At 48.7% G+C, this 23739-nt stretch carries 28 protein-coding genes; 21 read left to right on the top strand and 7 right to left on the bottom strand.

The features are described 5' to 3' along the window. Positions 1–170 precede the first annotated feature (170 nt). Positions 171–860, top strand: coding sequence for an S-layer homology domain-containing protein (locus KQI75_RS05500; protein ID WP_216469724.1), 690 nt, complete (start codon positions 171–173; stop codon positions 858–860). 70 nt (positions 861–930) lie between these two features. On the opposite strand, the gene KQI75_RS05495 is transcribed toward KQI75_RS05500, so the two are convergent. The 3 genes from KQI75_RS05495 to KQI75_RS13820 form a co-directional block, all read right to left on the bottom strand. Then, positions 931–2205: an O-acetylhomoserine aminocarboxypropyltransferase/cysteine synthase family protein gene (locus tag KQI75_RS05495; RefSeq protein WP_216469723.1), complete on the bottom strand. Its 1275-nt coding sequence runs from the start codon at positions 2203–2205 to the stop codon at positions 931–933. A gap of 147 nt (positions 2206–2352) precedes the next feature. Then, positions 2353–2970 carry a hypothetical protein gene (locus tag KQI75_RS05490; RefSeq protein WP_216469722.1) on the bottom strand — a complete coding sequence of 206 codons (618 nt, stop codon included), beginning with the start codon at positions 2968–2970 and terminating at the stop codon, positions 2353–2355. Continuing rightward, positions 2967–3473 carry a DUF3658 domain-containing protein gene (locus KQI75_RS13820; protein WP_407927187.1) on the bottom strand — a complete coding sequence of 169 codons (507 nt, stop codon included), beginning with the start codon at positions 3471–3473 and terminating at the stop codon, positions 2967–2969. The genes KQI75_RS05490 and KQI75_RS13820 overlap by 4 nt, the downstream gene beginning before the upstream one ends. 383 nt (positions 3474–3856) lie before the next feature. Here KQI75_RS13820 and KQI75_RS05480 point away from each other — a divergent pair, with 383 nt between their 5' ends. The 3 genes from KQI75_RS05480 to KQI75_RS05470 are packed head-to-tail and all read left to right on the top strand — an operon-like array spanning position 3857 to position 6193. After that, on the top strand, positions 3857–4081 hold the full coding sequence (locus KQI75_RS05480; RefSeq protein ID WP_216469720.1) for a DUF896 domain-containing protein: 225 nt from the start codon (positions 3857–3859) through the stop codon (positions 4079–4081). 40 nt (positions 4082–4121) lie between these two features. After that, complete coding sequence (locus KQI75_RS05475; RefSeq protein ID WP_216469719.1) at positions 4122–5615, top strand: tRNA nucleotidyltransferase; 1494 nt, start codon at positions 4122–4124, stop codon at positions 5613–5615. A 2-nt stretch (positions 5616–5617) separates the two neighbouring features. Next, on the top strand, positions 5618–6193 hold the full coding sequence (locus KQI75_RS05470; protein ID WP_216469924.1) for an HD domain-containing protein: 576 nt from the start codon (positions 5618–5620) through the stop codon (positions 6191–6193). Here the strand turns inward: KQI75_RS05470 and KQI75_RS05465 are convergent, their stop codons facing one another. Next, positions 6194–7024, bottom strand: a complete 831-nt coding sequence (locus tag KQI75_RS05465) for a DNA-3-methyladenine glycosylase family protein (RefSeq protein WP_216469718.1) — start codon at positions 7022–7024, stop codon at positions 6194–6196. Positions 7025–7172: 148 nt separating this feature from the next. Here KQI75_RS05465 and KQI75_RS05460 point away from each other — a divergent pair, with 148 nt between their 5' ends. The 6 genes from KQI75_RS05460 to KQI75_RS05435 all read left to right on the top strand — a co-directional run bounded on the left by KQI75_RS05460 (position 7173) and on the right by KQI75_RS05435 (position 11783). Then, positions 7173–8477 (top strand): phosphodiester glycosidase family protein, encoded by a 1305-nt coding sequence (locus tag KQI75_RS05460; protein ID WP_216469717.1) that lies wholly within the window; start codon positions 7173–7175, stop codon positions 8475–8477. A 326-nt stretch (positions 8478–8803) separates the two neighbouring features. Then, the gene (locus KQI75_RS05455) at positions 8804–9448 is read left to right on the top strand and encodes a BglII/BstYI family type II restriction endonuclease (protein WP_216469716.1); all 645 of its coding nucleotides are present in this window, start codon (positions 8804–8806) and stop codon (positions 9446–9448) included. Positions 9449–9450: 2 nt separating this feature from the next. Next, complete coding sequence (locus tag KQI75_RS05450) at positions 9451–10119, top strand: MT-A70 family methyltransferase (RefSeq protein WP_216469715.1); 669 nt, start codon at positions 9451–9453, stop codon at positions 10117–10119. Positions 10120–10338: 219 nt separating this feature from the next. Continuing rightward, positions 10339–11070, top strand: coding sequence for a gamma-glutamyl-gamma-aminobutyrate hydrolase family protein (locus KQI75_RS05445; protein WP_216469714.1), 732 nt, complete (start codon positions 10339–10341; stop codon positions 11068–11070). Between the two features lie 3 nt (positions 11071–11073). Continuing rightward, positions 11074–11433 (top strand): hypothetical protein, encoded by a 360-nt coding sequence (locus tag KQI75_RS05440; RefSeq protein ID WP_216469713.1) that lies wholly within the window; start codon positions 11074–11076, stop codon positions 11431–11433. 5 nt (positions 11434–11438) lie between these two features. After that, entirely contained in the window at positions 11439–11783 is a 345-nt protein-coding gene (locus tag KQI75_RS05435; RefSeq protein WP_216469712.1) for a cupin domain-containing protein, read from the top strand. 56 nt (positions 11784–11839) lie between these two features. Here the strand turns inward: KQI75_RS05435 and KQI75_RS05430 are convergent, their stop codons facing one another. Next, complete coding sequence (locus tag KQI75_RS05430; RefSeq protein WP_216469711.1) at positions 11840–12658, bottom strand: SH3 domain-containing protein; 819 nt, start codon at positions 12656–12658, stop codon at positions 11840–11842. Between the two features lie 583 nt (positions 12659–13241). Here KQI75_RS05430 and KQI75_RS05425 point away from each other — a divergent pair. After that, positions 13242–14900: a ribonuclease J gene (locus KQI75_RS05425; RefSeq protein ID WP_216469710.1), complete on the top strand. Its 1659-nt coding sequence runs from the start codon at positions 13242–13244 to the stop codon at positions 14898–14900. A 123-nt stretch (positions 14901–15023) separates the two neighbouring features. On the opposite strand, the gene KQI75_RS05420 is transcribed toward KQI75_RS05425, so the two are convergent. Both KQI75_RS05420 and KQI75_RS05415 read right to left on the bottom strand, forming a co-directional pair. Beyond that, positions 15024–15911: an NAD(P)/FAD-dependent oxidoreductase gene (locus KQI75_RS05420; RefSeq protein ID WP_216469709.1), complete on the bottom strand. Its 888-nt coding sequence runs from the start codon at positions 15909–15911 to the stop codon at positions 15024–15026. A 36-nt stretch (positions 15912–15947) separates the two neighbouring features. Continuing rightward, the gene (locus KQI75_RS05415; RefSeq protein WP_216469708.1) at positions 15948–16937 is read right to left on the bottom strand and encodes a biotin--[acetyl-CoA-carboxylase] ligase; all 990 of its coding nucleotides are present in this window, start codon (positions 16935–16937) and stop codon (positions 15948–15950) included. A 127-nt stretch (positions 16938–17064) separates the two neighbouring features. On the opposite strand from KQI75_RS05415, the gene KQI75_RS05410 reads away from it, so the two are divergent. The 10 genes from KQI75_RS05410 to KQI75_RS05365 all read left to right on the top strand — a co-directional run bounded on the left by KQI75_RS05410 (position 17065) and on the right by KQI75_RS05365 (position 23730). Further along, positions 17065–17859, top strand: a complete 795-nt coding sequence (locus KQI75_RS05410) for a YlmH family RNA-binding protein (RefSeq protein ID WP_216469707.1) — start codon at positions 17065–17067, stop codon at positions 17857–17859. Positions 17860–17951: 92 nt separating this feature from the next. Next, positions 17952–18347, top strand: a complete 396-nt coding sequence (locus tag KQI75_RS05405) for a PadR family transcriptional regulator (RefSeq protein ID WP_216469706.1) — start codon at positions 17952–17954, stop codon at positions 18345–18347. 77 nt (positions 18348–18424) lie between these two features. Continuing rightward, entirely contained in the window at positions 18425–18697 is a 273-nt protein-coding gene (locus KQI75_RS05400; protein WP_216469705.1) for a hypothetical protein, read from the top strand. A 310-nt stretch (positions 18698–19007) separates the two neighbouring features. Beyond that, positions 19008–19838, top strand: a complete 831-nt coding sequence (locus KQI75_RS05395) for a hypothetical protein (RefSeq protein WP_216469704.1) — start codon at positions 19008–19010, stop codon at positions 19836–19838. A 1-nt stretch (position 19839) separates the two neighbouring features. Continuing rightward, positions 19840–20133 (top strand): hypothetical protein, encoded by a 294-nt coding sequence (locus tag KQI75_RS05390; protein WP_216469703.1) that lies wholly within the window; start codon positions 19840–19842, stop codon positions 20131–20133. 14 nt (positions 20134–20147) lie between these two features. Continuing rightward, the gene (locus KQI75_RS05385) at positions 20148–20951 is read left to right on the top strand and encodes a hypothetical protein (protein WP_216469702.1); all 804 of its coding nucleotides are present in this window, start codon (positions 20148–20150) and stop codon (positions 20949–20951) included. A gap of 150 nt (positions 20952–21101) precedes the next feature. Continuing rightward, positions 21102–21332: a hypothetical protein gene (locus KQI75_RS05380; RefSeq protein WP_216469701.1), complete on the top strand. Its 231-nt coding sequence runs from the start codon at positions 21102–21104 to the stop codon at positions 21330–21332. 155 nt (positions 21333–21487) lie between these two features. Continuing rightward, a complete protein-coding gene (locus KQI75_RS05375) occupies positions 21488–22294 on the top strand; it encodes a hypothetical protein (RefSeq protein ID WP_216469700.1) in 807 nt (268 codons plus the stop codon). Between the two features lie 132 nt (positions 22295–22426). Continuing rightward, entirely contained in the window at positions 22427–22984 is a 558-nt protein-coding gene (locus tag KQI75_RS05370) for an RNA polymerase sigma factor (RefSeq protein ID WP_216469699.1), read from the top strand. Next, positions 22981–23730, top strand: coding sequence for a DUF4367 domain-containing protein (locus tag KQI75_RS05365; protein ID WP_216469698.1), 750 nt, complete (start codon positions 22981–22983; stop codon positions 23728–23730). The genes KQI75_RS05370 and KQI75_RS05365 overlap by 4 nt, the downstream gene beginning before the upstream one ends. Positions 23731–23739: the final 9 nt, after the last annotated feature.

Here is a 23739-nt window from a genome sequence, read left to right as displayed (position 1 = left end):
TTGTACAGAAAAAGTTGAAAAATACTAGAAAAACATGTGCAAAAATGTCGTTTGTATGGCAGGGAAAACGTTGTATATATTTCAGGGTATTGATTGACAAACGGAGATTGATTTTGTATAATATAAATAAATATAGAAGCGTATGTGAAACGCTGAAAGGAGTAGCTAATATGAAAAAGAGATTGATTAGTCTGCTGTTAGCGGGATGTATGACAGCAATGCTTTCGGTTGCTGCATTTGCAGCGGATACGACGGGGGCTGATGCAAAGGATGACGAAGCTTCCCTGAAGCCGCCTGTATCTGTGGTATTTAAGGATGTACCGGCAGATGCTTGGTACACACCGAGTGTGCAGTACGTATATAACCATGATATTATGATCGGTGTTTCTGCCGACAGATTTGCACCGGAAGTTGGTTTTAACCGCGCAATGGTTGTGCAGACCATGTACAACCGCTCCAGCGACAAGACCTTTAACAAGAATGCTGCACCGGCATTTACCGATGTCACCAACAAGAATCTTTGGTTCTATGATGCAGTCCAGTGGGCAGCACAGAGAGGCGTTATCGCTGGTTACGGCGACGGCACCTTCCGCCCGTATCAGAATGTTACCCGTCAGGAGTTCGCAAAGATCCTGTACTACGCTGCCGGCAGCCCGTCCATTGTAAACGGTGCTGTACTGCCGCATCCGGACTTTAAGGATGTTGGTGCTTGGGCAAAGAACGCAATGATTTGGTGCAATGCACGTAAGATCATTCAGGGCGTTCCGGTGAACGGTGTTCTGTATCTCCAGCCGCAGGGCGTTGCCAACCGTGCACAGGCAGCTCGTATGCTGTCTCAGTATCTGGGAATTACCGGCTGATTGACCACGAAAAAGCAATAAGACAACAAAAAATGCCATCCGGTTTCGGATGGCATTTTCTTTTGCTGTGTTATTGCGCGATAGCGGCAAATGCCTGCTTGAGATCGTCAAGGATGTCGTCGACATGCTCCAGACCAACAGACAGACGCACAAGACCCGGCGTGATGCCGCAGGCAACCAGCTGCTCATCACTGAGCTGGCGATGGGTTGCCGTTGCCGGATGCAGGATGCAGCTGTGAATGTCTGCGACATGAACCTCCAGAGAAATCATCTTCAGGCTGTCGATAAACTTGGCGGCGCGCGCACGGCCGCCCTTGATCGAGAACGAAATGACACCGGCGGTGCCTTCCGGCAGATATTTCCGTGCCAGCGCATGATACTTGTCAGACGGCAGATTCGGATAGTTGATAAATTCTACATCCGGCTGCTGCTCCAAGAACTGCGCAACTTTCAGCGCGTTGCTGCTGTGCTGACGGATGCGAAGCGGCAGCGTCTGTAAGCCGAGGTCGAGCAGGAATGCACCCATCGGCGTCTGGCAGGTGCCCATGTCGCGCATAAGCTGCACGCGCGCCTTGGTGATGTAAGCGGCAGCGCCGAAAGATTCGGTGTAGCGCAGACCGTGATACGACTCGTCCGGTTCGGTCAGTCCCGGGAACTTGCCCGAAGCGCCCCAGTCGAATTTGCCGCTGTCGACAATGACGCCGCCCATCTGTACGGCGTGACCGTCCATGTATTTGGTCGTGGAATGAACAATAATGTCAGCACCAAATTCAAACGGACGGCACAGAATCGGCGTGGCGAATGTGTTGTCTACGATGAGCGGAATGCCGTTGTTGTGAGCCAGAGCGGCAAACTTTTCGATGTCGAGCACATGAAGTGCCGGATTGGCGATGGTTTCGCCGAAAACAGCCTTGGTGTTCGGACGAATTTCCTTCTGTAATTGCTCCAGTGGTGCGTCGCCGTCAACAAACGTGACGTCAACACCAAATTTTTTGAGTGTCACGCCGAGCAGATTGAATGTACCGCCGTAAATGGCAGAAGCTGCAATGATATGGTCGCCTGCCTCCGCAATGTTCATCACAGCGAGCATGGATGCCGCCTGTCCGGAGCTGGTGCACAGCGCGCCGACGCCGCCTTCCAGCGCGGCAATTTTCTTCTCTACGCAGTCCGTGGTCGGATTGCCCAGTCGGGTGTAGAACGCATCGCCTGCGGTCAGGTCGAACAGGGCACCGACATGCTCTGTGGAGTCGAACGTAAATGTCGTAGACTGATAAATTGGCAGGGCACGCGGGCTGCCGTTTTTCGGCTCGTAGCCTGCCTGAATACACATGGTTTCCGGTCTCATTATACAAAACCTACCTTTCTAGTGGGAAAAACTTGAGCGTTTTCAACAAAATATACTAATACCGTACCATATGAGGGAATTGCTGTCAAGCAGTCTGAAAATATAAAAGCCAACGAAGAAATCAAATTCTTCGTTGGCTGATAAGGGTTATGGTATAGTGCCGGTAACAGTTCTGGATACAGTTCCCCCAGATACCTTGCCGGTAGCCTCAATATTTAGATTGAAGTCAGCTCGAATTTTTTTTCCAGAAGAAAAAGTTTTGCCAGTATATTTTATACACGTTAGAGTATATTTGGGAATACCAAATGAATCCTTATAGTTAATATAGATTTTATTAGCTTTTGAATATCCCTTAGATGTTTGGTACTTCCAAGTAATAGAACCGGTTATTTTGGTCAATAGGGTTTTACTACAGTGAGCAGTAATAGAAAAATATAATTGACGCACATAATGAATATTAGTCGTAACATTGACCCTAACAATAGCACGGCTTCCTTGAACTGAATAAGGCGTATTATATTTATCGAGTTCAGGTTTTATTTCATTAAATTCGGATAGGCTTAACGAAATAGGAACCTCGACAGTTTCTGATGCAATTAAATTCTCATTTGATAAAGAATCCAAATTTTCATCAGTGGTTTTGTCCTCTTCAGTTAGAACAATGTTTTGGGGATTCTCGTTGGTATCAACCGCATAAGATTTTGCAGGAAGAAGAGTTATTAGCAACGAACACAGAACGATTAGAGAAAAAATCTTTTTTTTCATTTTAGATTACCACCTCTTGAATTAGTATTAATTTGTTTAGAAATATATTTTAACCTCCATTCTATGTATTTAGAATTTAGACTGATATGGTATTCACTACGTAGTCGTGATTGGATGGACAATAGCATATCAGAATTTGCTTTGCATTGCAGGACGTTTTGAATATCTGAATCGAAATAGTCATCCGGTGCACTGACAAGAGTATTTGATTTCCAAAGTCGTAAATTCCTATTTTCTTCTAATAACTGTCTCCAAGTATCGCATATGTCTCGTTTTCTAGCGTTGGATAATCGTTTTTTATTAGATACTTGAGAGAGAATTTCGTTAGGAGGATAATCACTGTAACTAATGAAATTCGCATTGGATTTTTTGTCGGGTGATGTGATATATATGGGAAGATTGTAGTCTTTCAGATGGAATATCGTTGCGTACAGTCCACATATTTCTAAAGGACAATAACTATATAGAATCGTTAAAGGCGTGCGATAGAAGCTGTTTTTCATGTCAACGGAGTCAGAATATGGAGGAAATTCGAGAAGAGATAGAAAGTTATCAGCTTTGTCTTTTAGATGAAAGATAGAATAATCTGTACTATTACAGCAGATATTTGATATGCCAATGGATATGAATGCGTTCTGAATATTTGGATCGAAAGTTAAGTAATTCATATGGATACCTGATACATGTGTTATACAATTTTGATTGCATGATAGCACAATCGAAGTTAGATTGCAATAATTTAAATATAAAGAAATCTTAAGTAAATATAAAGAAACCTTAAGATTTCATTGATACAAAAAATGAAGAGATACTTGCACTTGCCACACCTGCGCGAAGTTAGTATAATAAAAAGATAAAGGAATTTGGAATAGATGGAGGCAGAACGATGGAAAAACAGAAAATTGCGCGCATCAATGCGCTGGCGAAGAAGGCAAAGGCAGAGGGCTTGACCGACGCGGAAAAGGTCGAGCAGAAGCAGCTGCGCGATGAATATATTGCAGAGTACCGTGCCAATCTCAAGGCACAGTTGGACAACACGACAATTGTAGAACCGGACGGCACCAAGCACCCGCTGCAGCGAAAGCCGTATAACGGTTTGCGGCGTCATTAACACGACCAATTTCTATGTGCCGAAGCAGATTCATAGCATCATGGAGCGGCTGGAACAGGCGGGATTTGCCTGCTATATTGTCGGCGGCGCAGTGCGCGACTGGCTGGCAGGCGGAAAGCCGCATGACTATGATTTGTGCACGGCAGCTACACCGGAACAAACAGAACGGATTTTTTCCGATTTGCATGTCATTGAAACCGGTCTCAAGCATGGAACAGTAACCATTGTCATGGACGGAGAACCGATAGAAATCACGACATTCCGCACGGAAGGCGCGTATTCCGACGGGCGCAGACCGGATTCCGTGGCGTTTGTAACGGATATTACACAGGATTTGGCACGGCGGGATTTTACGGTCAATGCCATGGCGTGGAGTCCGCGGCGCGGACTGTGTGACCCGTTTGGCGGAAAAGAGGATTTGGCACGGAAACACATTCGCTGTGTCGGCGATGCGGAGACGCGGTTTCAAGAGGATGCCCTGCGCATTCTGCGGGCACTTCGATTTGCATCGACCAGAGGATATGAAATAGAGGCGCAAACGGCGCAGGCTCTGCGCGACAACAGACATCGCTTGACACATGTTTCCGCAGAGCGAATCACGGCGGAGCTGCTGCAAATCGTCAGCGGCGCATATGCCGGTGCTGTGTGCATGGAGTTTGCGGAGATTTTTGCGGAAATTTTGCCGGAAATTGCGCCGATGATGGGGTTTCAACAGTGTAATCCGCATCATAAATATGATGTGTGGGAGCATTCTGTCCGCGCGATGGAGAGCATTCGGCCGGAACCGCTGCTGCGGCTGACCATGCTGTTTCACGACTGCGGAAAGCCGGATACATTTACTGTGGATGCACAGGGCATCGGACATTTTTACGGCCATCCGGCGCAATCGTATATCGTGGCAAAGCGGGCAGTGCAGCATTTGCGTCTGCCGACGCAGATGGAACAGCAATTGCTGTATCTGGTGCGGCATCATGACACGCCGCTGGGACAGACCAAGCGCAGTGTGCGGCGCAAGCTGGCGGTGCATGGCGAAGCAACTTTTCGGCAGCTGCTGGCAATCAAAAAAGCAGACTGCATTGGGCAGGGAACAACGCCGCACAATCAGACAGAGCTGCTGGAGACCGAACAGCTGTTGGAAGAAGTGCTGGCAGAGCATGATTGTCTGACGCGACGGGATTTGGCAGTCAATGGCCATGACCTGCAGGCGTGGGGCGTTTCCGGTCGGGAAATCGGTTTTTTCTTGTCCGAAATGCTGAACCGTGTGCTGGACGAACCGGAAAATAACACACGCGAGCGGCTCAGAGAAATCTTTGAAGAACTGCAAGACGGGCAGAATCAGATTGAACTGACGGTCAGCGGCATGAGCGCAGGCTGCTGTGCGCGCGAAGTGCGCCGCCTGATGGAACGCATTCCGGAGGTGCAAAAGACAGAAGTTGTGCTCGACAGCGGACAAATTGTACTATATGGACAAAAAATACCGCTGGAGCAGGTGCGAAACGCCCTGACAGCGGCAGGATTTGAGGTGGTCATATGAGTTTGGATTATAAACAGATTTTTGTCGATCAGTATACACAGCACATCAAGCGCCGCGGTGCAGACCGCCTGCTGGAATGGCTGATTGGCTCGGACTTTTTTACAGCGCCGGCATCTACGCGTTTTCATGCAGCTTATGAGGGCGGTTTGGTGGAACACAGCCTGAACGTCTATAAGGTCTTTATGAAAAAGCATTTCGTAGAAGGCGAGGACGATCCGGAGAGCGTGGCAATTTGTACGCTGCTGCATGACATCTGCAAAGCCGGATTTTATGAGGTTTCGTACCGGAATCGCAAAAACGAGGATGGTCAATGGGAGAAAGTGCCGTATTATACCATCAATGACCGATTTCCCTATGGACACGGCGAAAAGTCCGTGTTTCTCATCGAACGATTTATGCGCCTGAAAAATGACGAGGCGGTTGCCATTCGCTGGCACATGGGCGGCTTTGACGATACGGCAAAGGCGGGCTCGTTTGCCATCGCGCATGCGTATGAACAGTATCCGCTCGCCGTAAAGGTACATTTGTCGGATTTGGAGGCAACGTATCTGTGCGAAAGCCGGAATGAGGAAGAATAATCACGAAAAATTCTCCCGCGTATAGAAAAAGAAATACTGCTGATACACGCCCGCATAGGGGCTGTTGATGAATTGTTTCATGTCGCCGCTGTAATATGCGGCGGCTTTTTTCATCCATGTATCTACGGGGAAGGCGTCCAGCTTGTGCAGACCGAACAGCAAAAAGCAATCCGCGACTTTTCTTCCCACGCCGCGCAGCTGCATGATTTCGCGGCGGGCGGCGTCCGTGTCCATGCGGGACAGGGCGGAAAAATCAACTGTGCCGGAGCAGACGGCCTGTGCGGCGGCGATGAGATACGGCGTGCGGTAGCCTGCGCGCAGAGATGCCAAATCCTCCGGTGTACAGATGGCGAGCTGTTCCGGACTGGGAAACGCATACAGCGTTTGCTGTTCAAAAGAAATCGGTTCGCCCAGCAGCGTGCACAGACGGTTTACAATGCCCGTGATGCGCGGGATGTTGTTGCATTGCGAGAGGATAAAGGTGCATAGAGCTTCCCAAGGCTCCTGCCGCAAAATGCGGATGCCGCGGCCAAAATCGGCAGCGGCAGCGGTAAATGCATCTACAGCAAAGCTGTCGCAGATGGCGGCATAGTCTGTGTCGCAGTCAAAATAATCGCGCCAGAGCTGTGAAAACTGCTGCTCGTCAGAGGAAAGCACCAGCGCGCCGTCTTGATCGGAAACGCGAGCGGGTAAGCCGCGAACGATACCGAGATAGCTGCCGTCCGGTTGTTCCGTCCAGCGAAAGCACTGGCCGCATGTGAATGTTTGGCGGGCGGAAAACCGACTGGAGCCGGTGACAAAGAGTTGGTTGTCTTGTATGGTGATTTGCATGGGAATCCCTCCTGATTTCGATATTTTATCACGAATTCGCAGGCGGAGACAATATCTTAAGAATTTTTTATAGATTTATCCATAGGAGCGGCAAAAAAGATGTGGTATAATAAAACGAATTTTGTAACATGGAGGAGGAAATACACCTTTGGGCGTCAAAAATTATGCAGGACAGTCCGGATGGAAGGTTGTTGAGGAAGAACGCGTCAAGAATCCCAAACAAGCCAAGCGCAGAGCGCGGCGGGCAACCAAGCGCCGCAGACGCAAAAAACGGGGGCTGGCGCAGTTGGTGACGAGATGGTTTGTTGCGGCGGTGCTGCTCGCGGCAGTGTATTGCGTGCTGGTGTTTTCCAATATTCCGTTCATTGAAAAATGGAGAACCATTTATATTGAAACCGCAATGGGAACCATGAATCATCAGTGGCTGGCAACGCGCTTTCTCCCGCAGACCGTCATTGACGATGTTATGAAGGGACGTATGGCAATTGAACTGCAGCAAGAGGAGTATAATTCTGCTTGGGGCGCAGAGGAGACGGCGTTTCCAAGCCATGCTGATGCCGTTGGCTCGTGGAAAACCGTAAAAAAGCATTTTTCGGAACAGTATCCGGAAATTGATCAGGCTTCGCTGAAAAAATATCTGGAAAAACATAAAAACAAAAAGCTGCTGGACAAAGACGGCTGCCTGCTCATTGACCGCGCAGCGTATGATGAGGAAAAAACCGGAATCAAAACCATTTACGGCGATGATGTCTGTGCCATTGACACGCATAACGGCATTGTCATTGTCAGCTTAGACGGTGACGGCTATGCCGGCCGCATGGCGATTGTCAAAAATTCCGAACAGGTGCGGCTTGCAACTGCGCCGAATCTCGGTTCTGCCGGCAGTTATTTGGATCGCATTTGCGAAAGAAATGATGCCGTGCTCGGCATCAATGCCAGCGGATTTTCCGATCCGGAGGGTACAGGCAACGGCGGAGAGGCATTCGGCATGATTCTGTCCAAGGAAAACCTGTATCGAAAGTCCTTGGATACTACCATGAAGGTCATTGGGCTGAACAAAAAGAATCACCTCGAAATATCCAACACGCTGCCGGACGGCGCGCGCGATGCCATGCAGTTTTCTCCGGCACTGGTCGTCAATGGAGAACAGCTGATCAGCGGTTCCTCCGGCTGGGGCTTGCAGCCGCGCTCTGTTATCGGACAGACTAAGGACGGCGAGATGTTGCTGGCGATTGTAGACGGCAGACAGCCGGGCTATTCCGTCGGCATCACGCTTGGCGATTTGGCGGACATTTTGTATCAGTACGGCGCGTATCAGGCGTGCAATTTGGACGGCGGTTCGTCTGCGGTCATGTACTATCGCGGCCGCATCATCACGCATTCCTCCGCGGCAAATTCCGAGCGCGGACGGCATATTCCGGACGGCTGGATTGTCACAGAGCCGAATAGCTAATTATAGAACAAAAGGCTTTTGCGCTCAACGTAGATTTGGACTTTAGACTGTTTGTAAAAGAGAGCATGAAAACAGCCCCGTATTTGATTTTGATGCCAAATACGGAGCTGTTGCTTTATATGGTTTTGATATTGTGTTTAGAACTTGCTGTTTAAATCCGTAAGTAGATACTGGAAGATAGTAAATGACAGAGAAGAAAATAAAAAATAAGATTTGTTCATAGCTTTTTCATAATGACGATTGAGATTTTTATTTACTTACTGTATAATAAATCATAGAATTTTATAAGAAAGAATCTATGATAAATAGTGGAGATAGGACAAAATATGGATCAATATATAAGAGAAGACTTGCTTAATAAATACGAATTTCAAAATTATGGTCATGCTTTGGAGATATTATCTGAAGCGTTTCCGGATGAATGGAATGATATTCAGGATTGTCTTGAAACATTAAAAATCACAACAGATGACCTAATGACTGCAGGAGGTAATGAAACAGCTATACCGAAAAAATTTGACGATGTCCTTTATCCTCGTGGATGGCGTGAAATACGAATAACGGGTGACTTATTGGTTAAGATGTTCCCTCGAGGCAAATCGCGTGGACGTTTTTTAAATCAACCTTTTGAAGAAAAGACTATTGTTGGCTACATAGATGGTCATAATATTGATTTTATAAAAGGTAAGGTTGCGTTTGACTTGGAATGGAACAGCAAAGATCAGACTTTTGATCGTGATTTATTGGCGATGAGAACATATTTTGATTGTGGGTTAATTGAGGTCGGAATAATCATAACTCGAGCCGAAGAACTCAATGATATTTTTTCGGAATTGGGCATAAAATCAAAGTATGGTGCAAGTACTACATGGATAGGAAAGCTTGAATATAGGCTGAAATCACGTAGAAATGGTGGTTGCCCCATATTAGCAGTTGGAATAAAGAAGCCATGTGTAGAAGGGTATGAGTAATTATGAATGATAACTATACTATTGAAGATACGGTAAAAAATTTTCAGGATTTTACCAACGGAAAAAAGTATCAGACAATCTATGCAGATCCGCCGTGGCAATTTGCAAATAGAACAGGAAAGATGGCACCTGAGCATAAGCGGTTGACTCGCTATTCTACAATGAAACTTGAAGATATAAAGAAACTTCCTGTTTCCGATGTGGCTGCCGATAAAAGCCACTTGTATTTATGGGTTCCGAATGCACTTTTACCGGAAGGATTAGAAGTGATGAAAGCATGGGGGTTTAAATACAAAACTAATATTATTTGGGAAAAAGTTAGGAAAGATGGAATGCCAGATGGTAGAGGAGTGGGATTTTATTTTAGAAATGTAACTGAAATTTTGCTTTTTGGCATTAGAGGAACAAACAACCGAACTTTACAGCCGGGACGCTCACAGGTCAACTTACTTCGCTCAATGAAGCGTGAACATAGTCGTAAACCGGATGAATTTGTTTCTTTGATAGAAAGCTGTTCACCTGGTCCATATTTGGAATTGTTTGCGCGGGGTGATAGACCTAACTGGGATATGTGGGGAAATCAGGCAAGTGCCGATTATGAACCAACTTGGGACACCTATTCTAATCACACCGTTAGTGAACAAAATGAAACTTGCGCGGCAAACGAATAACCGTTTGTTAATAATTTAATAGGTTTTTCAGTCGTTAGATGCGTAAACCCACGTCATATGGCACAATCCACCATGCCATATAACGTGGGTTGTTTTTGCATATACTCAATAACTGATTTAAAATCGTCTTTTTTCATTCTTTGCGGAATAATTTTTTCCGTTCTGCTCAATTCGCGCTGCATCGCGGGCAATTCATGGCATGCTGAAAAGGGCAGCTGCTTGAAAATATTTGCTGCCGAGGAGGTGAAAAATACGAAGAATACTGTTATACTGGTATCAGCCGGAAGCATCTCCGGCGCGAAAAGCCGACAGACTGCGCAGAGCGAACTGTATGCGCGGACGCTGGCGCGATTGGGCTGCACGGCGGTGCATGATGCGGGCTATGGGAATGCCGCGCTTCTCGCAGAGCGTATGGATGCACTGGTGTTGTCCGGCGGCGGGGATATTCATCCGCTGTATTATGGAAAGCATTTGACCGGACTGGATACCAGTGTCGATCCGCACAGAGATGAGAGAGAATGGGAACTCATGCGCTGGTTTTGTGCGAAGAAAAAGCCGATTTTGGGCATTTGCCGCGGGATGCAGGTTGTCGATGTGTTTTTTGGCGGCACGCTGTTTCGGCATTTGGGCACGGCGCATGTGCATGACAACACCCTGCACACAATTATCACCGCGGAGAGCGGACGGCTGCGCCCGCTTTTGGGAGAAAAGCTCGCTGTCAACAGCTATCATCATCAGGCGATTCGCACGCTGGGTGCAGGTTTGCATGTGACAGCAGTCAGCGATGCCGACGGCGTCATTGAAGCCATCGAGCACGATACGCTGCCGATTATGGCGGTGCAGTGGCATCCGGAACGCATGATTGACGGATTGTGTCAGGATGCGGCGTGCGATATGCTTCCGCTGTTTGCGGCGTTTCTAGCCCTGCCGGCGAAGAAAGGAACGACATAATTCATGGAACAAATACGTCTCATCAATCTGGAGGACGAAAAACCGACTGTGAAACAGGCGATGGATCGGCTGGAGCTGGAACTTCGACTGGCGAAAAAACAGAATGTCTGTGTTTTGAAAATCATTCACGGGTTTGGCTCGACGGGAAACGGAGGAAAAATCCGCGTGGCACTGCGCCGGGCAATGCCGGAATATCAGAAACGCGGAAAAATCCGGTTCTTCGTTCCCGGAGAAAGACTGACGATATTTGAAGAGGAGACGCGGAAACTGCTGCAGCTGTGTCCGGATTTCCGAAAAGATCACGACATCAATCGGCACAACAACGGTATTACTGTTGTTGTGCTGCGAGACAGGAAAGGATGAAATGTATGCTGAATCGAAACAAGGAACAGAAAACAGATCGCATCGAACATATGCGTGACGGTGACGGACACGTTCTCCGCCGCACACTGATTGCACCGGAAGATTCCTGCGGGAAATTTAAGATGTGCGCGAAAATTACACTGGAGCCGGGATGTTCCATCGGTGAGCACCCGCATCAGCCGGACGCGGAGTTCTGCTATATGCTGGAAGGAGAGCTGACCATTCTGGACAACGGCGAAGAACATACCGTATATCCGGGAGACGCGTGGATCTGCGGGGACGGCGCCGTGCATTACAGCAAGAACACCTCGGATAAGCCGGCTGTGTTCCTTGCTGTGGTGGTAAAATAACAGAAAAAAGACCGATGCGATTCATTGCATCGGTCTTTTGCTGTCTGATTGGCTGTTTACTTTACGATGTAAACGTTTGCGTACTTGACACCGTTCTTTCTCGCGATGGAGTTGTTTGCTACGAAGATGTCGATGCGCTTGCCCTTGATGGCGCCGCCGCGATCCTCTACGGTGTAGGTGCCCCAGCCTTCAATGTAAACCTTGGTGTACATCGGCAGGACGGAAGTGTCAGCTGCGATGGTGTGGTTGACGCGCGGGGTTCTGCCGGAAGCAGTGGTGCTGTCGCCAGCGTAGAAGGTCAGCTTGAAGTTGCCTACCAGCTGCTTGCTGCCGCTGTTGCTCGGCTGGCTGGTAGTCGGCTGGGAAGTAGACGGCTTAGAAGTGGTCAGGTACTTGGAAGATACATAACCGGTCTTGCCGTTTACGGAAATCTTTGCCCAGTTGCCGGAAACGCCGGTCTTGGTAGCAATCTGTCCCTTGCTCATGGAGGTGATTACCTTGTAGCTGGTGCTCGGACCAGAGCGGACATTGACTGCGGAGGTCGCATATACCGTGGTGCTTGCCGTGTTTGTGGTGGTAGAAGTAGATGCCGTGGTGCCGGTGGAAGCGGAACCGGAGGTCAGGTACTTGCTGTGTACGTAACCGGTCTTGCCGCCTGCGGTGACCTTGGTCCAGTTGCCGGACTTGCCGTTGGTGGTAACGGTCTGACCCTTTGCGACAACGGAAACAACGCGGTAGCTGTTGCCTGCGCCTGCACGCATGTTTACGTGCGTGGTAGCGGTAGCGGATGCAGCGAATGCGCCAGCGGTCAGGGATGCGGTAACGAAAATGCCGGTAGCGGCAACAATAAGATTTCTCTTTAATTTCTGAAACATAAGTAACTCCTTTATTACGCGGGGCTGCCGAAGCAGCGTGGGTATCAATTTGTTACGTTCATGTAACCGTTTGTTACGGTTGTGTAACTGAACTGTAACCTATCTTACAGGAAGACGCCGCGTTTGTCAAACAAATCTTGGACATTTTTTAAAATTCAGACATTTTATACAAGAACAAACGGCTGAAATTGGTGAAATTGGCAATAAAAACGGCGAAAATTCGGAAAAATAACAAGGTTACAACGATGACAAACGGTTACAGAAATCCGGAGATGGTTACAAAGCGGCTGGCATCTGGTCGAAAAAATTCAGAGGGTATATGAATCTGAAAACCGGCAAATGGGTGTACATCCAGAAAAAACTGTGCTATACTAATAATAGTTTTTGACGTTTGGCTGTCGTGTGTGGACCACGGCGGTTTCAGGATAAAGTAATAGCAAATACGAAAAATCAAATCTCATTCCGCGCTGCGGGATGCCGAATACAGCGGAACCGGAAGTGCCGGTGCGCTGTTTTGCTGTGCCTGTATCAGAGGCCATGCATCCCGCGTGTGCGTTCATGTAAAGGAAAGTGGTACGCATTTATGAAAGAAAAACTGAAGATTATACCGTTGGGCGGACTCAATGAGATCGGCAAGAACATGACGGTCGTGGAGTACGGACAGGACATTTTTGTCATTGACTGCGGCATGGCGTTTCCGGACAATGATTTGCTGGGCGTCGATCTGGTCATTCCGGATGTCACGTATCTGCGCCGGCACAAGAACAAGGTGCGCGGCATTGTCATCACGCACGGCCACGAGGATCACATCGGTGCACTGCCGTATGTGCTCAAAGAGCTGAATGTTCCGGTCTATTGCACGCGTCTGGTGGCAGGTATCCTGAGTTCCAAGTTTGAGGAGCACCGCATGACCAAGCAGGTCAAGATCAACTGCGTCAAGGCAGGCGATCACATCAAGCTGGGCTGCTTTGACATTGAGCTGATTCATACCAATCATTCGATTGCAGATGCAGTCGCTTTGGCGATTCGCACCCCGCTGGGCACCATCATTCACACCGGTGACTTTAAGATTGATCCGACGCCGGTATCCGGTGAGATGATTGACCTGACCCGCTTTGGTGAGCTGGGCAAGAAGGGCGTGCTGGCGCTGATGAGCGATTCGACCAATGTTGAGCGTCCGGGCTATACACCGAGTGAGATGGAGGTCGGCAAGACGTTTGAGGCACAGTTTAAGGGCTGTGACCAGCGCATTGTTGTTGCGACGTTTGCCTCCAACATTTATCGTGTACAGCAGGTTGTAGACGCCGCACATCACAACGGCAGAAAGGTAGCCATCTGCGGCCGAAGCATGGAGAACATCTCCAATGTGGCAATGGAGCTGGGATACCTCAATGTGCCGAAAAATGTGCTCATTGATATTTCCGAGGTCAATCGCTACCCGAAGAGCAAGGTTGTCGTTGTGTGCACCGGCTCGCAGGGTGAGGCAATGAGTGCCCTGTACCGGATGGCATTTTCCAGCCACAAGCAGGTAGACATTGGCTCGGGAGATAAGGTCATTATTTCCGCGTCTGCGATTCCGGGCAACGAGAAGTCGGTGACCAAGATGATTAACGAGCTGAGCAAAAAGGGCGCGGAAGTCATCTATGATCGCTCCGCGATTATTCACGTTTCCGGTCATGCTTGTCAGGAAGAACTCAAGCTGATGCTGTCGCTGATCAAGCCGAAGTACTTCATTCCGGTGCACGGTGAGTATCGCATGCTGCGCCGTCACGGAGAGCTTGCTGTACAGACCGGTGTGCACCCGCGCCGCGTCATCATCACGGACATTGGACGTCCGGTAGAAATCACCGCGAAATCTGCGCGCCTTGCCAATCCGGTTCCGTCCGGCAAGGTATTGGTTGACGGTCTTGGCATCGGTGATGTCGGCACGGCTGTTCTGCGCGACAGAAAGCATTTGTCCGAAGACGGTCTGCTGGTTGTCGTTGTGACGCTGGACAGCGAGAGCGGCATTGTCATCGCGGGTCCGGACATTGTTTCCCGCGGCTTTATTTACGTCAAGGAAGCAGAAGACCTCATGGAGGAGCTGCGCCGCATTTCTCAGCGTGCGCTGGATCGCTGCTTGGATGATCACGTCCGCGATTGGACGACCATCAAGGCAAATGTCAAAAACGATCTGTCTGAGTTCCTCTACCGCAAGACCAAGAGAAGCCCGATGATCCTTCCGGTCATCATGGAAATTTAACTTTCGCTAGCTTTATCCGAAGAAAAACGATGCGCCGATGCTGTCCGCTGCGGACGGTATCGGCGCTTTTATGTTTGAAAGAAACAGCGGCAGAGGATGCATCATCCTCTGCCGCTTTGGTTGTTATGCCTGAGAATCTTCCTTTTGCGGTGCGTTTCGCAAAAACTCACTGATGTTGAGTCCGGCGATGGCGCCGTCTGCCACAGCCTTGGCAATTTGCAGGACACCGCCGACACAGTCACCGGCTGCGAACAGACCCGGTACATTGGTCTGATAGCTGCGGTCGATCTTGACGTCGCCGTCGTCCATGATGACGCCCATGCGGCGGGCGAAATCCGCCGCGGAAGCGATGCCTTGTGCTAAGAACAGACCCTCTGTCGGATACAGCTGCTTTTCCGTCTGGATGCCGGACAGCATGCCGAAATCATCCGTGCGCAGCTCGGTAATCGGCTCGGTCACAATCGGAATATCCGACGGAATGTTGTGGGTGGTGATGGTTGCGCCGTTTGTAAACAGGCGAAGATGTTCCGTCAGCGGGCGCAGATGGTTGAGCTCTGCGACGGCGTGGTCGCCGCTGCCGACAACGGCGAGCGAACGGCCGCGCATCAGGAAACCGTCACACTGCGCGCAGTGGCTGACGCCGTAACCAATCAGATGATCGGCGTCCAGATTGGAAGAAATACGCTGTTTTCCGGTTGCCAGCAAAATCGTGCGCGCCGTGTAGCTGTTGCCAGAGGATGTGTTTACGATAAAACCGTTGGATTCGCGAATGGATACGACTTCATCGCTGATCACTTCAATGCCAAGACGTTCGACCTGTACCAAACCGCGGCGGAACAATTCGTCACCGCTGACCGGTTCTGCCAGACCGAAATAATTTTCGATGCGATGGCTCTGGCCGAGAGCACCGGAATCGCGCCCGATGACAAGCGGCGTATAGCCTGCGCGTCGAACATACAATGCAGCAGACAGTCCTGCCGGACCCTTTCCGATGATGACACAATCTTTCATTTGAAATAAAACTCCTTACTATGGGGAGACAGATGCTCAGCGCGTCTGTTCCGGAAGCCGGATGCTGATTTCTCCGGCGACCAGTGTGCTGCGCTGGCCGTTCTGCTCAATGATGAGATGACCGTTGGAATCAATGCCAACCGCCGTTGCCGGTTCCCGTTTGTCAAAACGGATGACAGTAATCGGTTGTCCGAGAAAATGAATGAACGAGCGGTAGCGGTTAATCAAAGCATCGGTCTGACCAGCCGCGATGAGATCGCAGCAAGACTCCATGTGATTGAAAAAAGATGCTGCCAGCGCGTTGCGGCGGACGGCGTGCGGGGCGAAGTCCTCCAAACAGCCTGCAATATCTGCGATTTCCGGCGCAAGACCGCCGGCCGGTGTGCGGACATTGAGACCAATGCCGACAATGACATAGGACAGTTGACCAGTTTCCGCCTCGATGGAAGCCTCGGTCAAAATACCGCACAGCTTTTTGCCGTGCATGAGTACGTCATTGACCCATTTGATGTCCGGCGTAAAACCGGCAGTTTCTTGAATTGCCTCGCAGGCGGCGATGGCGGCGCCGACCGTCATCAGATGCATGCGTTCCAGCGGGATGTTGGGGCGCAGCAGCAGACTGATATAGATGCCGCTGCCGGAAGGAGATACAAAGCTCCGTCCCAGTCTGCCGCGGCCGGCGGTCTGGCAGTCTGCGACGACGGCATATCCATGGGGCAGGTCTGCGGCGCGCTGCTTGAGATAATTGTTGGTAGAATCCACCGTGGACAGCACACACAGATGCTGTGCGGCGTACCGAGTTGTCAGATTCATAGAAATGCCAGCTTCAGACAAGGCATCACTCGATTCATCCAAGCAATAGCCTCCGCCGGCTGCTGAGGTGATGGGAAATCCCATCTCGCGCAGAGAGGAAACCGCCTTCCATATTGCTGTGCGGGACACGCCCAATTTCCGTGCCAGTGTGCCGCCGGAGATTTGCTCTCCGCGGTGCTCTTCCAGTGTGCGCAGCACATCATCTCGAACCATCCAATCATCCTTTCGGGTCTTTTTAACCTTTCCTTATTGTAATACAGATATTGACGCAGTACAATAGATTTTACTTGGAAACGAGGAAAATTCACAAATGCAGTCGAAAGAAAGAGGACATAGATACATGGCGAGTACAAACGATATCATCAGCGGCATTGCGCGCACACAGGAAGAACGAATTTTGCTCACGCAGCTCGCGCAGAAGGCGGAGACCTGCCGTGAAAAGTGCTATCTGACGCACACAAAATTTTTGGATATGCACGAGGCGGCGCTGGCAGATCGGCTGCTGCGCGGTCTGGGAGAACGCGGTATTTTCTGGGGCGGATATGAGCAGGCGGAACGCCGCATGGTCTTTTTTCTGCCGGAATGGATGGATGCCGTGCCGACAGAGGGAGAGGACTGCCCGATTGTTGTCATTCGCTGTTTGCGCAGCAAAAATGACGCGCTGACGCATCGGGATTATCTCGGTTCGCTGATGGGCTTGGGACTGCGCCGCGACGGCATCGGAGATATTTTGGTCAGCGAACACGGCGCAGATATTCTTGTGCTCAAAGACATTGCGCCGTATCTGTTCATGCATTACAGCCAAGCGGGACGCAAGCATTTGCAGACGGAAGAAATTCCGCTCACGCAATTGATTGTTCCCGAAGAAAAAGTGACCATGCTGCGCGATACGGTCGCATCTATGCGGCTGGATGCCGTGACGGCATCGCTGTTCCGCATGTCGCGCGCCAAGGCGGCGGACGCCATCCGTGCAGGAAAAGTGTTTGTCAATCAGCAGGAATGTATCCATACAGACAAGGAAATTGCGGTGCATGACCGCATTACGCTGCGCGGCACCGGACGCGGAGAGATTGCGGAAATTTTAGGCGAGAGCAAAAAGGGGCGTGTCGTGCTGTCGCTCAAGCGATTTGGATGATTCTTAAAAATCTGTCATTTCAAATTTTTGTTATTGCAGGAATACGAAAGCCGTGTTATACTAATAGTAACAATTGTGAGGGAGGCAGAAAAATGGGAAGACAGCCAAACACAACGGATGTGCCGGAGCGCAGCGGCTCGGTGCAGGGATTGGAAGAAAATCTCAAAAAAGCAGTGTCGGAGATGCTCGTGTTGTTTTTGCTCAACGAGAGAGAAATGTATATCGGCGAAATTCCGGACGAGCTGGAACGGCGCAGCGATGGAAAGTTTCGCATCGTGTTCCCGTATTCGGTGATTTACCGCATGGTTAAGTTTGAGTACATTGACGAGCTGAAAAAACGCGTGGCACCGGATGGCAGAAAGCGCCAGTATTACGGCATCACGCCAAAAGGCAGAGAGTATCTGGTGCGGCTGACCGACACTTTTGGGCAGTTTATGCAGTGCATCGGACTGATTTTGCAGTCGGAAGGCGCAAAAGAAGCGGAATAACGTTGATACAAAAAAATGATCTGATTACATTTAATTTAGCGCATTATGGTGCTGACGTACAGAGAGGGGAGAATGCCATGAGATTATGGAGAAAAAATCTGCTGATGGTTGGTTTTGTCTTTGTGGCGGCGGCTGTTATCACTGCGGTTGTATTTAGCCAATTTGACATTCTAAACTACACGGCAGAGGGCGTGATTCCGATTGTATTGGAAGTCATTGCGGCTATTTGCTTTGCTGTCTTTGCCATTACTCGACCGTATACGGAAAATTGGTTTCCAAGAACCTTGGCGGCGATTGTAGCGGCGGGCATTCCGGCATTTGTTTGGTATGCGATTTGGTTTGTCGATTGATTGGGGAGAATATGGCAGAAATTTTCACGCAGATCTTGAATGTTGTTGTTCTTGGCTTGATTGTAGTTATTGTTGTGTATGCGGCACGGGCACTGGACAAATACACGAAAAGAAAAAAATAAAAATTTTTGCAGCTGTTTTTTGGTTTATAAGATAACAGGTGGAGAATTTCCCGATTCCAGCGAGTCGGGGAATTTTTTTTGCAATTTTGCAAAACGGTGTTGCACCGTGCGGTGTCAAGCTGTCTTATGGTATAGAAAGACAACAGTGGACAATACATGAAATATAGAAACATAAGGAGTGGTTTCATATGAAAACTGGTTTTAAGTTTGGCATTGCGGCAGTCGTGCTGACCGCTTGCATCGCTGGCAGTACACTGTGGAAAAACGCACATTCCGAGGATGAGGCAATCAAGGAAGCGTTTATCGGCTCACAGAATATCTCTCAGCGGATTGGATATTTTGAGTCGGACAACGGAAAGACCGACCAACTGAGCGAAGAACAGATTCAGAGATATATTGATGATTTTAACGCAGAGATGGACAAATACTATTCTGCGGATAATGTTTGCAGACAGACATATAAGGAAATCAACGAACAGCGTCTGAGAAAAGACGCAAAAGATGTCGTTTATTACAAGGTAGATGGCGGCGTTTTGGATTGTACATGCAGACATATCAAACTAAGTGCGGATGGGACATCTGCCACGATGGATGTTGTATGCGTAAGTTGGGGCAATTGGGTAGAGCAAAATGAATACGGACAGATTGAAGTGACTGCACCAACGGGACAAGACACCATGTCCGTAACCATGGTGAAAGAGGATGGACAGTGGAAATTGCAAGCAATTAACGACATGGTTGCTTGGTTTGGAGGGGATGCGATTTCTGATTTGCAGGATGCGGAGCAGAACGCCAATGCAAACGGGAAATCTATATTTAATGAAGAACAGAAAAAACAGATGCAGGTATTCGAGGAATACGAACAAAAGACGCTGTTCACAGAGTATGACAGCTTTTCTGAGGCACTCCAAGTCGCGGAAAGCATTGATCCGCATGAGATTAACCCGTTCCCGCTGTGGAATGAAAAGGGCGGTTCTTCGTTAGAAAAATATGCAGGAACTGCGAGCTGGGAAGAATAGCATGAGCAGACAAGATAAAGTATTGACGGACAGAAAAATATTTCATGCAGTAGGGTATGTATGCATGGCTGCGGCGGTTGTGCTGGCTGTCCGATTTGCGCAGGGAAATTTTGCATTGAGCCGCACGGCGCAAGGCATGATTCCGATTGCCCTGCAGGAACTGGCGGCGGTGTGCTTGGGGGAATATACGGCAACCAGACCGGATACGGATGCTTGGATTGGACGAACGCTGAAAACCGTGCTTGTCGCCAGTGTTCCGTCTTTGATATGGGCTGTTTTTTGGTTTATAAGATGATAGGAGGATTTCATATGAAAACTGGTTTTAAGTTTGGCATTGCTGCCATTGCATTAACCGCTTGTATCGCTGGCAGCACACTGTGGGCTAACGCAGATTCCGAAGATGAAGCAATCAAGGAAGCGTTTATCGGCTCGCAGAATATGTTCCAGCAAATTGGACATTTCGAGTCGGATAACGGAAAAACCGACCAATTGAGCGATGAGCAGATTCAAGGTTATATTGATCGGTTTAATACGGGAGTAGATTCGTATTATTCATTGGATAATCCGTCTCGAGAAAACTATAAGGAACTGAATGAGCGTGTATTGAGAGAATGTGCAAAGGACGTCGTGGACTGTAAGGTGGATGGTGGCGTTTTATCCTGTACAGCAGAAAATATCAAACTGAATGAAGATAGAACATCTGCTACAATGCACGTGGTATTTGTAGAATGGGGCAATTGGGTAGAGGAAAATGAAGAGGGTCAAATTGAAGTGACGGCACCGACAGGACAAATTTCCGCAGATGTGACAATGGTCAAAGAAGATGGACAGTGGAAGTTGCGGTCGATGGAACAAGCGGATCTTTTCTTTGGATCGGATGCGATTTCTGATTTGCAGGAAGCAGAGCAGAATGCCGATGCAAAAGGACGGGCTGTGGCGTACAGCACAGAACAGCAGGAGCAGATGCAGGCATTCAACGAATACCAACAAAAGACCTATACAGAATATGACAACTTTTCTGAGGCACTCAAAGCCGCGGAAAGCATTGATCCGAATGAGATCAACCCGTTCCCGCTCTGGAATGAGATGGGCGGTTCTTCGCTAGAGGAGTAAACGAGATACTATCTGGGAAAATATAAAATCAATCCCCACTTCTCGCACGAGAGGTGGGGAATTGATTTGATGAGGGAAGAACAAATCATGAACAGACAAGATAAAATATTAACGAACAGAAAAATATTTCATGCAATAGGATATTTGTGCATGGTCGCAGCGGTTGTGCTGGCTGTTCGATTTGCGCAGGGGAATTTTGCACTGAGCCGCACGGCGCAAGGCGTGCTTCCGATTGCCTTGCAGGAACTGGCGGCGGTGTGCTTGGGCGAATATGCGGCAACCAGACCCGACACGGATGCTTGGATTGGAAGAACCCTGAAAACGGTGCTTGCCGCGAGTGTTCCGTCTTTGATATGGGCTGTTTTTTGGTTTATAAGATAACAGGTGGAGAATTTCCTGATTCTGTTGGAGTCAGAAAGACTTTTTTGAAAATTTGTGAAAAATGTGTTGCATTATGTAGTGCTAAACTGTCTTATGGTATAGAAAGACAACAGTGGACAATACATGAAATATAGAAACATAAGGAGGAATTTCATATGAAAATTGGCTTTAAGTTTGGCGTTGCGGCAGTTGCGCTGACCGCTTGCATCGCTGGCAGCACGATGTGGGCAAATGCATATTCCGAGGATGAAGCAATCAAGGAGGCGTTTATCGGCTCGCGGAATACCGCTCTGCAGATTGGATATTTTGAATCGGACAACGGCAAGACCGACCAATTGAGTGAAGAACAAATTCAGGGATATATTGATGATTTCAACGCAAAGATGGACAAATATTACTCTTCGGATAATGTTTGCAGGGAAATGTATAAGGAAATCAATGAACAGTATCTGAGAAAAGATGCAAAGGACACCATTGCATACACTGTAGATGGAGGTGTTGTAGATTGTACCTACAGTAATATTAAAGTGAGTGCGGATGGGACATCTGCCACGATGGATGTTATATTGATAGATTGGGAAAATTTGGTAGAGCAAAATGAAGAGGGCCAAATTGAAGTAACTGCGCCAATAGAACAAGATTCTATGAATGTAACCATGGTGAAAGAAGACGGTCAGTGGAAATTGCAAGCAGTTAACGACATGACAGCATTTTTCGGCACGGACGCGATTTCTGATTTGCAGGAAACAGAGCAGAAAGCCAGTGCGAAAGGACGGGCTGTGGCGTACAGTGCAGAACAGCAGGAGCAAATGCGAGTATTTGACGAGTACGAGCAGAAAACTCTCGGTACAGAATATGACAGCTTTTCTGAGGCACTCCAAGCCGCGGAAAGCATTGATCCGAATGAGATCAACCCGTTCCCGCTGTGGAATGAGATGGGCGGTTCTTCGTTAGAAAAGTAAAGAAACATCATCTGAGAAATATCTCCGCTTTTCTTGTGAGGGCGGAGATATTTTTTTTTGAAAAAGTGTTGCAAATACGCGAGTTTCTTGTCTTAATAATAAAGAGATGAAATATGACGAAAGGAGAAACCAATGATTACATGGATTTGTTCGGCTGTATCAGATCCGGACGATCAAGAATTTCTCATCGAACTGTATGAAGAATTTCATGCGTTGATGTTTTCTGTCGCCAGACGGTATAATAATAACTGGATGAGCTGCGAGGATATTGTGCAGGAGAGTATTTTGCGCATTATGGACAAATTGGATGTTTTGCGCAGCAAAAAACGCTGTGTGCAGGCGGGATATATTGCTATGGTCGTGCGAAATGTCGCCATCAATACCTTGAAGCATGAAGATATCGTCAAAGCTCACGCAAGAGAGGTTGCGGAGGAAGAACTGACCGCGCCGACGATGGATGAAATTTTGATTGCACGAGAAAATGCAGAGCTTCTGATGCAGGTATTACAGCAGATGCCGGAAGCAGAAGCGTTGCTCCTGCGCGGAAAATATATGCTGGGATATTCCGACGAATATCTTGCCAAACAGATTGGCTGTCAGCCCAAGAGCGTGCGCATGAAGCTGACCCGTGCGCGGAGACATGCGCTCCAAGCCATGCAGGAAGCAAAGAAAGGAGAGGAACAGCTTTGACCAGACAGGAGCAATTACAGGAACAGATGGAAGATACCGTCTTTGCTCTGCTGATGAATGAGGTCATGCAGCGCGAAAGTGCACACATTTGGACGGAGTATCAAGCAGAAAAAGAGGCGGGGCATGATCTGTCCGTTCCCGAAGATACCGACCGGCGCATGAGGGCGTTTATTCGCAGGCAGTTCCGCAGAAAACGGCATCGGAACGCACGAAAGACCATCCTGCACGTGATGCAGGTTTCTGCGGCAGTGTTCTGCGTGCTGACCATTGTGTCCGCAACAGCATTTGCGTCCTCTCCAACTTTTCGAGAGAATGTGCTGCATTTGGTGGAAAAAAGCACCAAAACAGGCACTGCGTATTCCTTTTCGGACGGATACAATCAAACCATGCCGTCTGAGTACACGGATACCGTTGTGCAGAGCTTTTCTGTCCGTTGGCTGCCGGATGGCCTGACGTTTCAAAAAGAAGAACGCACACAGAGCACCATTATAGATACCTTTGCCGCGGCGGATGGGCGGTATTTGACGATTCAAAAGGCAACCGGTGCGGCGATGACGGCGTCGATTGACACAGAGGGCGCACAGACTTCTCAGACGAAGATTCATGGAAATACGGCACAGGTGGCGGAAAAAGACGGTATGGTCACGGTGACTTGGACGGATGCCCTGCGCGTGTCGATTTATTGTGTGACGGCGCAGAACATTGACACACAGGATGTACTCAAAACCGCTGAACAGATACAATAAGGAGGCTAT

This window comes from Butyricicoccus intestinisimiae (assembly GCF_018918345.1).
Lineage (GTDB): Bacteria > Bacillota > Clostridia > Oscillospirales > Butyricicoccaceae > Butyricicoccus_A > Butyricicoccus_A intestinisimiae.
Note: the sequence above shows the minus strand (reverse complement) of the source record. Positions and strands in the feature narration are given on the sequence as shown.

Coding starts and splice junctions, on each gene's coding strand:
- KQI75_RS05450 (WP_216469715.1), top strand. CDS start 9,451: ATGAATGATAACTATACTATTGAAGATACGGTAAAAAATTTTCAGGAT.
- KQI75_RS05440 (WP_216469713.1), top strand. CDS start 11,074: ATGGAACAAATACGTCTCATCAATCTGGAGGACGAAAAACCGACTGTG.
- KQI75_RS05395 (WP_216469704.1), top strand. CDS start 19,008: ATGAAAACTGGTTTTAAGTTTGGCATTGCGGCAGTCGTGCTGACCGCT.
- KQI75_RS05480 (WP_216469720.1), top strand. CDS start 3,857: ATGGAAAAACAGAAAATTGCGCGCATCAATGCGCTGGCGAAGAAGGCA.
- KQI75_RS05380 (WP_216469701.1), top strand. CDS start 21,102: ATGGTCGCAGCGGTTGTGCTGGCTGTTCGATTTGCGCAGGGGAATTTT.
- KQI75_RS05430 (WP_216469711.1), bottom strand. CDS start 12,658: ATGTTTCAGAAATTAAAGAGAAATCTTATTGTTGCCGCTACCGGCATT.
- KQI75_RS05500 (WP_216469724.1), top strand. CDS start 171: ATGAAAAAGAGATTGATTAGTCTGCTGTTAGCGGGATGTATGACAGCA.
- KQI75_RS05390 (WP_216469703.1), top strand. CDS start 19,840: ATGAGCAGACAAGATAAAGTATTGACGGACAGAAAAATATTTCATGCA.
- KQI75_RS05435 (WP_216469712.1), top strand. CDS start 11,439: ATGCTGAATCGAAACAAGGAACAGAAAACAGATCGCATCGAACATATG.
- KQI75_RS13820 (WP_407927187.1), bottom strand. CDS start 3,473: ATGAAAAACAGCTTCTATCGCACGCCTTTAACGATTCTATATAGTTAT.
- KQI75_RS05400 (WP_216469705.1), top strand. CDS start 18,425: ATGAGATTATGGAGAAAAAATCTGCTGATGGTTGGTTTTGTCTTTGTG.
- KQI75_RS05415 (WP_216469708.1), bottom strand. CDS start 16,937: ATGGTTCGAGATGATGTGCTGCGCACACTGGAAGAGCACCGCGGAGAG.
- KQI75_RS05420 (WP_216469709.1), bottom strand. CDS start 15,911: ATGAAAGATTGTGTCATCATCGGAAAGGGTCCGGCAGGACTGTCTGCT.
- KQI75_RS05370 (WP_216469699.1), top strand. CDS start 22,427: ATGATTACATGGATTTGTTCGGCTGTATCAGATCCGGACGATCAAGAA.
- KQI75_RS05410 (WP_216469707.1), top strand. CDS start 17,065: ATGGCGAGTACAAACGATATCATCAGCGGCATTGCGCGCACACAGGAA.
- KQI75_RS05425 (WP_216469710.1), top strand. CDS start 13,242: ATGAAAGAAAAACTGAAGATTATACCGTTGGGCGGACTCAATGAGATC.
- KQI75_RS05495 (WP_216469723.1), bottom strand. CDS start 2,205: ATGAGACCGGAAACCATGTGTATTCAGGCAGGCTACGAGCCGAAAAAC.
- KQI75_RS05455 (WP_216469716.1), top strand. CDS start 8,804: ATGGATCAATATATAAGAGAAGACTTGCTTAATAAATACGAATTTCAA.
- KQI75_RS05375 (WP_216469700.1), top strand. CDS start 21,488: ATGAAAATTGGCTTTAAGTTTGGCGTTGCGGCAGTTGCGCTGACCGCT.
- KQI75_RS05405 (WP_216469706.1), top strand. CDS start 17,952: ATGGGAAGACAGCCAAACACAACGGATGTGCCGGAGCGCAGCGGCTCG.
- KQI75_RS05465 (WP_216469718.1), bottom strand. CDS start 7,024: ATGCAAATCACCATACAAGACAACCAACTCTTTGTCACCGGCTCCAGT.
- KQI75_RS05475 (WP_216469719.1), top strand. CDS start 4,122: ATGGAGCGGCTGGAACAGGCGGGATTTGCCTGCTATATTGTCGGCGGC.
- KQI75_RS05490 (WP_216469722.1), bottom strand. CDS start 2,970: ATGAAAAAAAAGATTTTTTCTCTAATCGTTCTGTGTTCGTTGCTAATA.
- KQI75_RS05385 (WP_216469702.1), top strand. CDS start 20,148: ATGAAAACTGGTTTTAAGTTTGGCATTGCTGCCATTGCATTAACCGCT.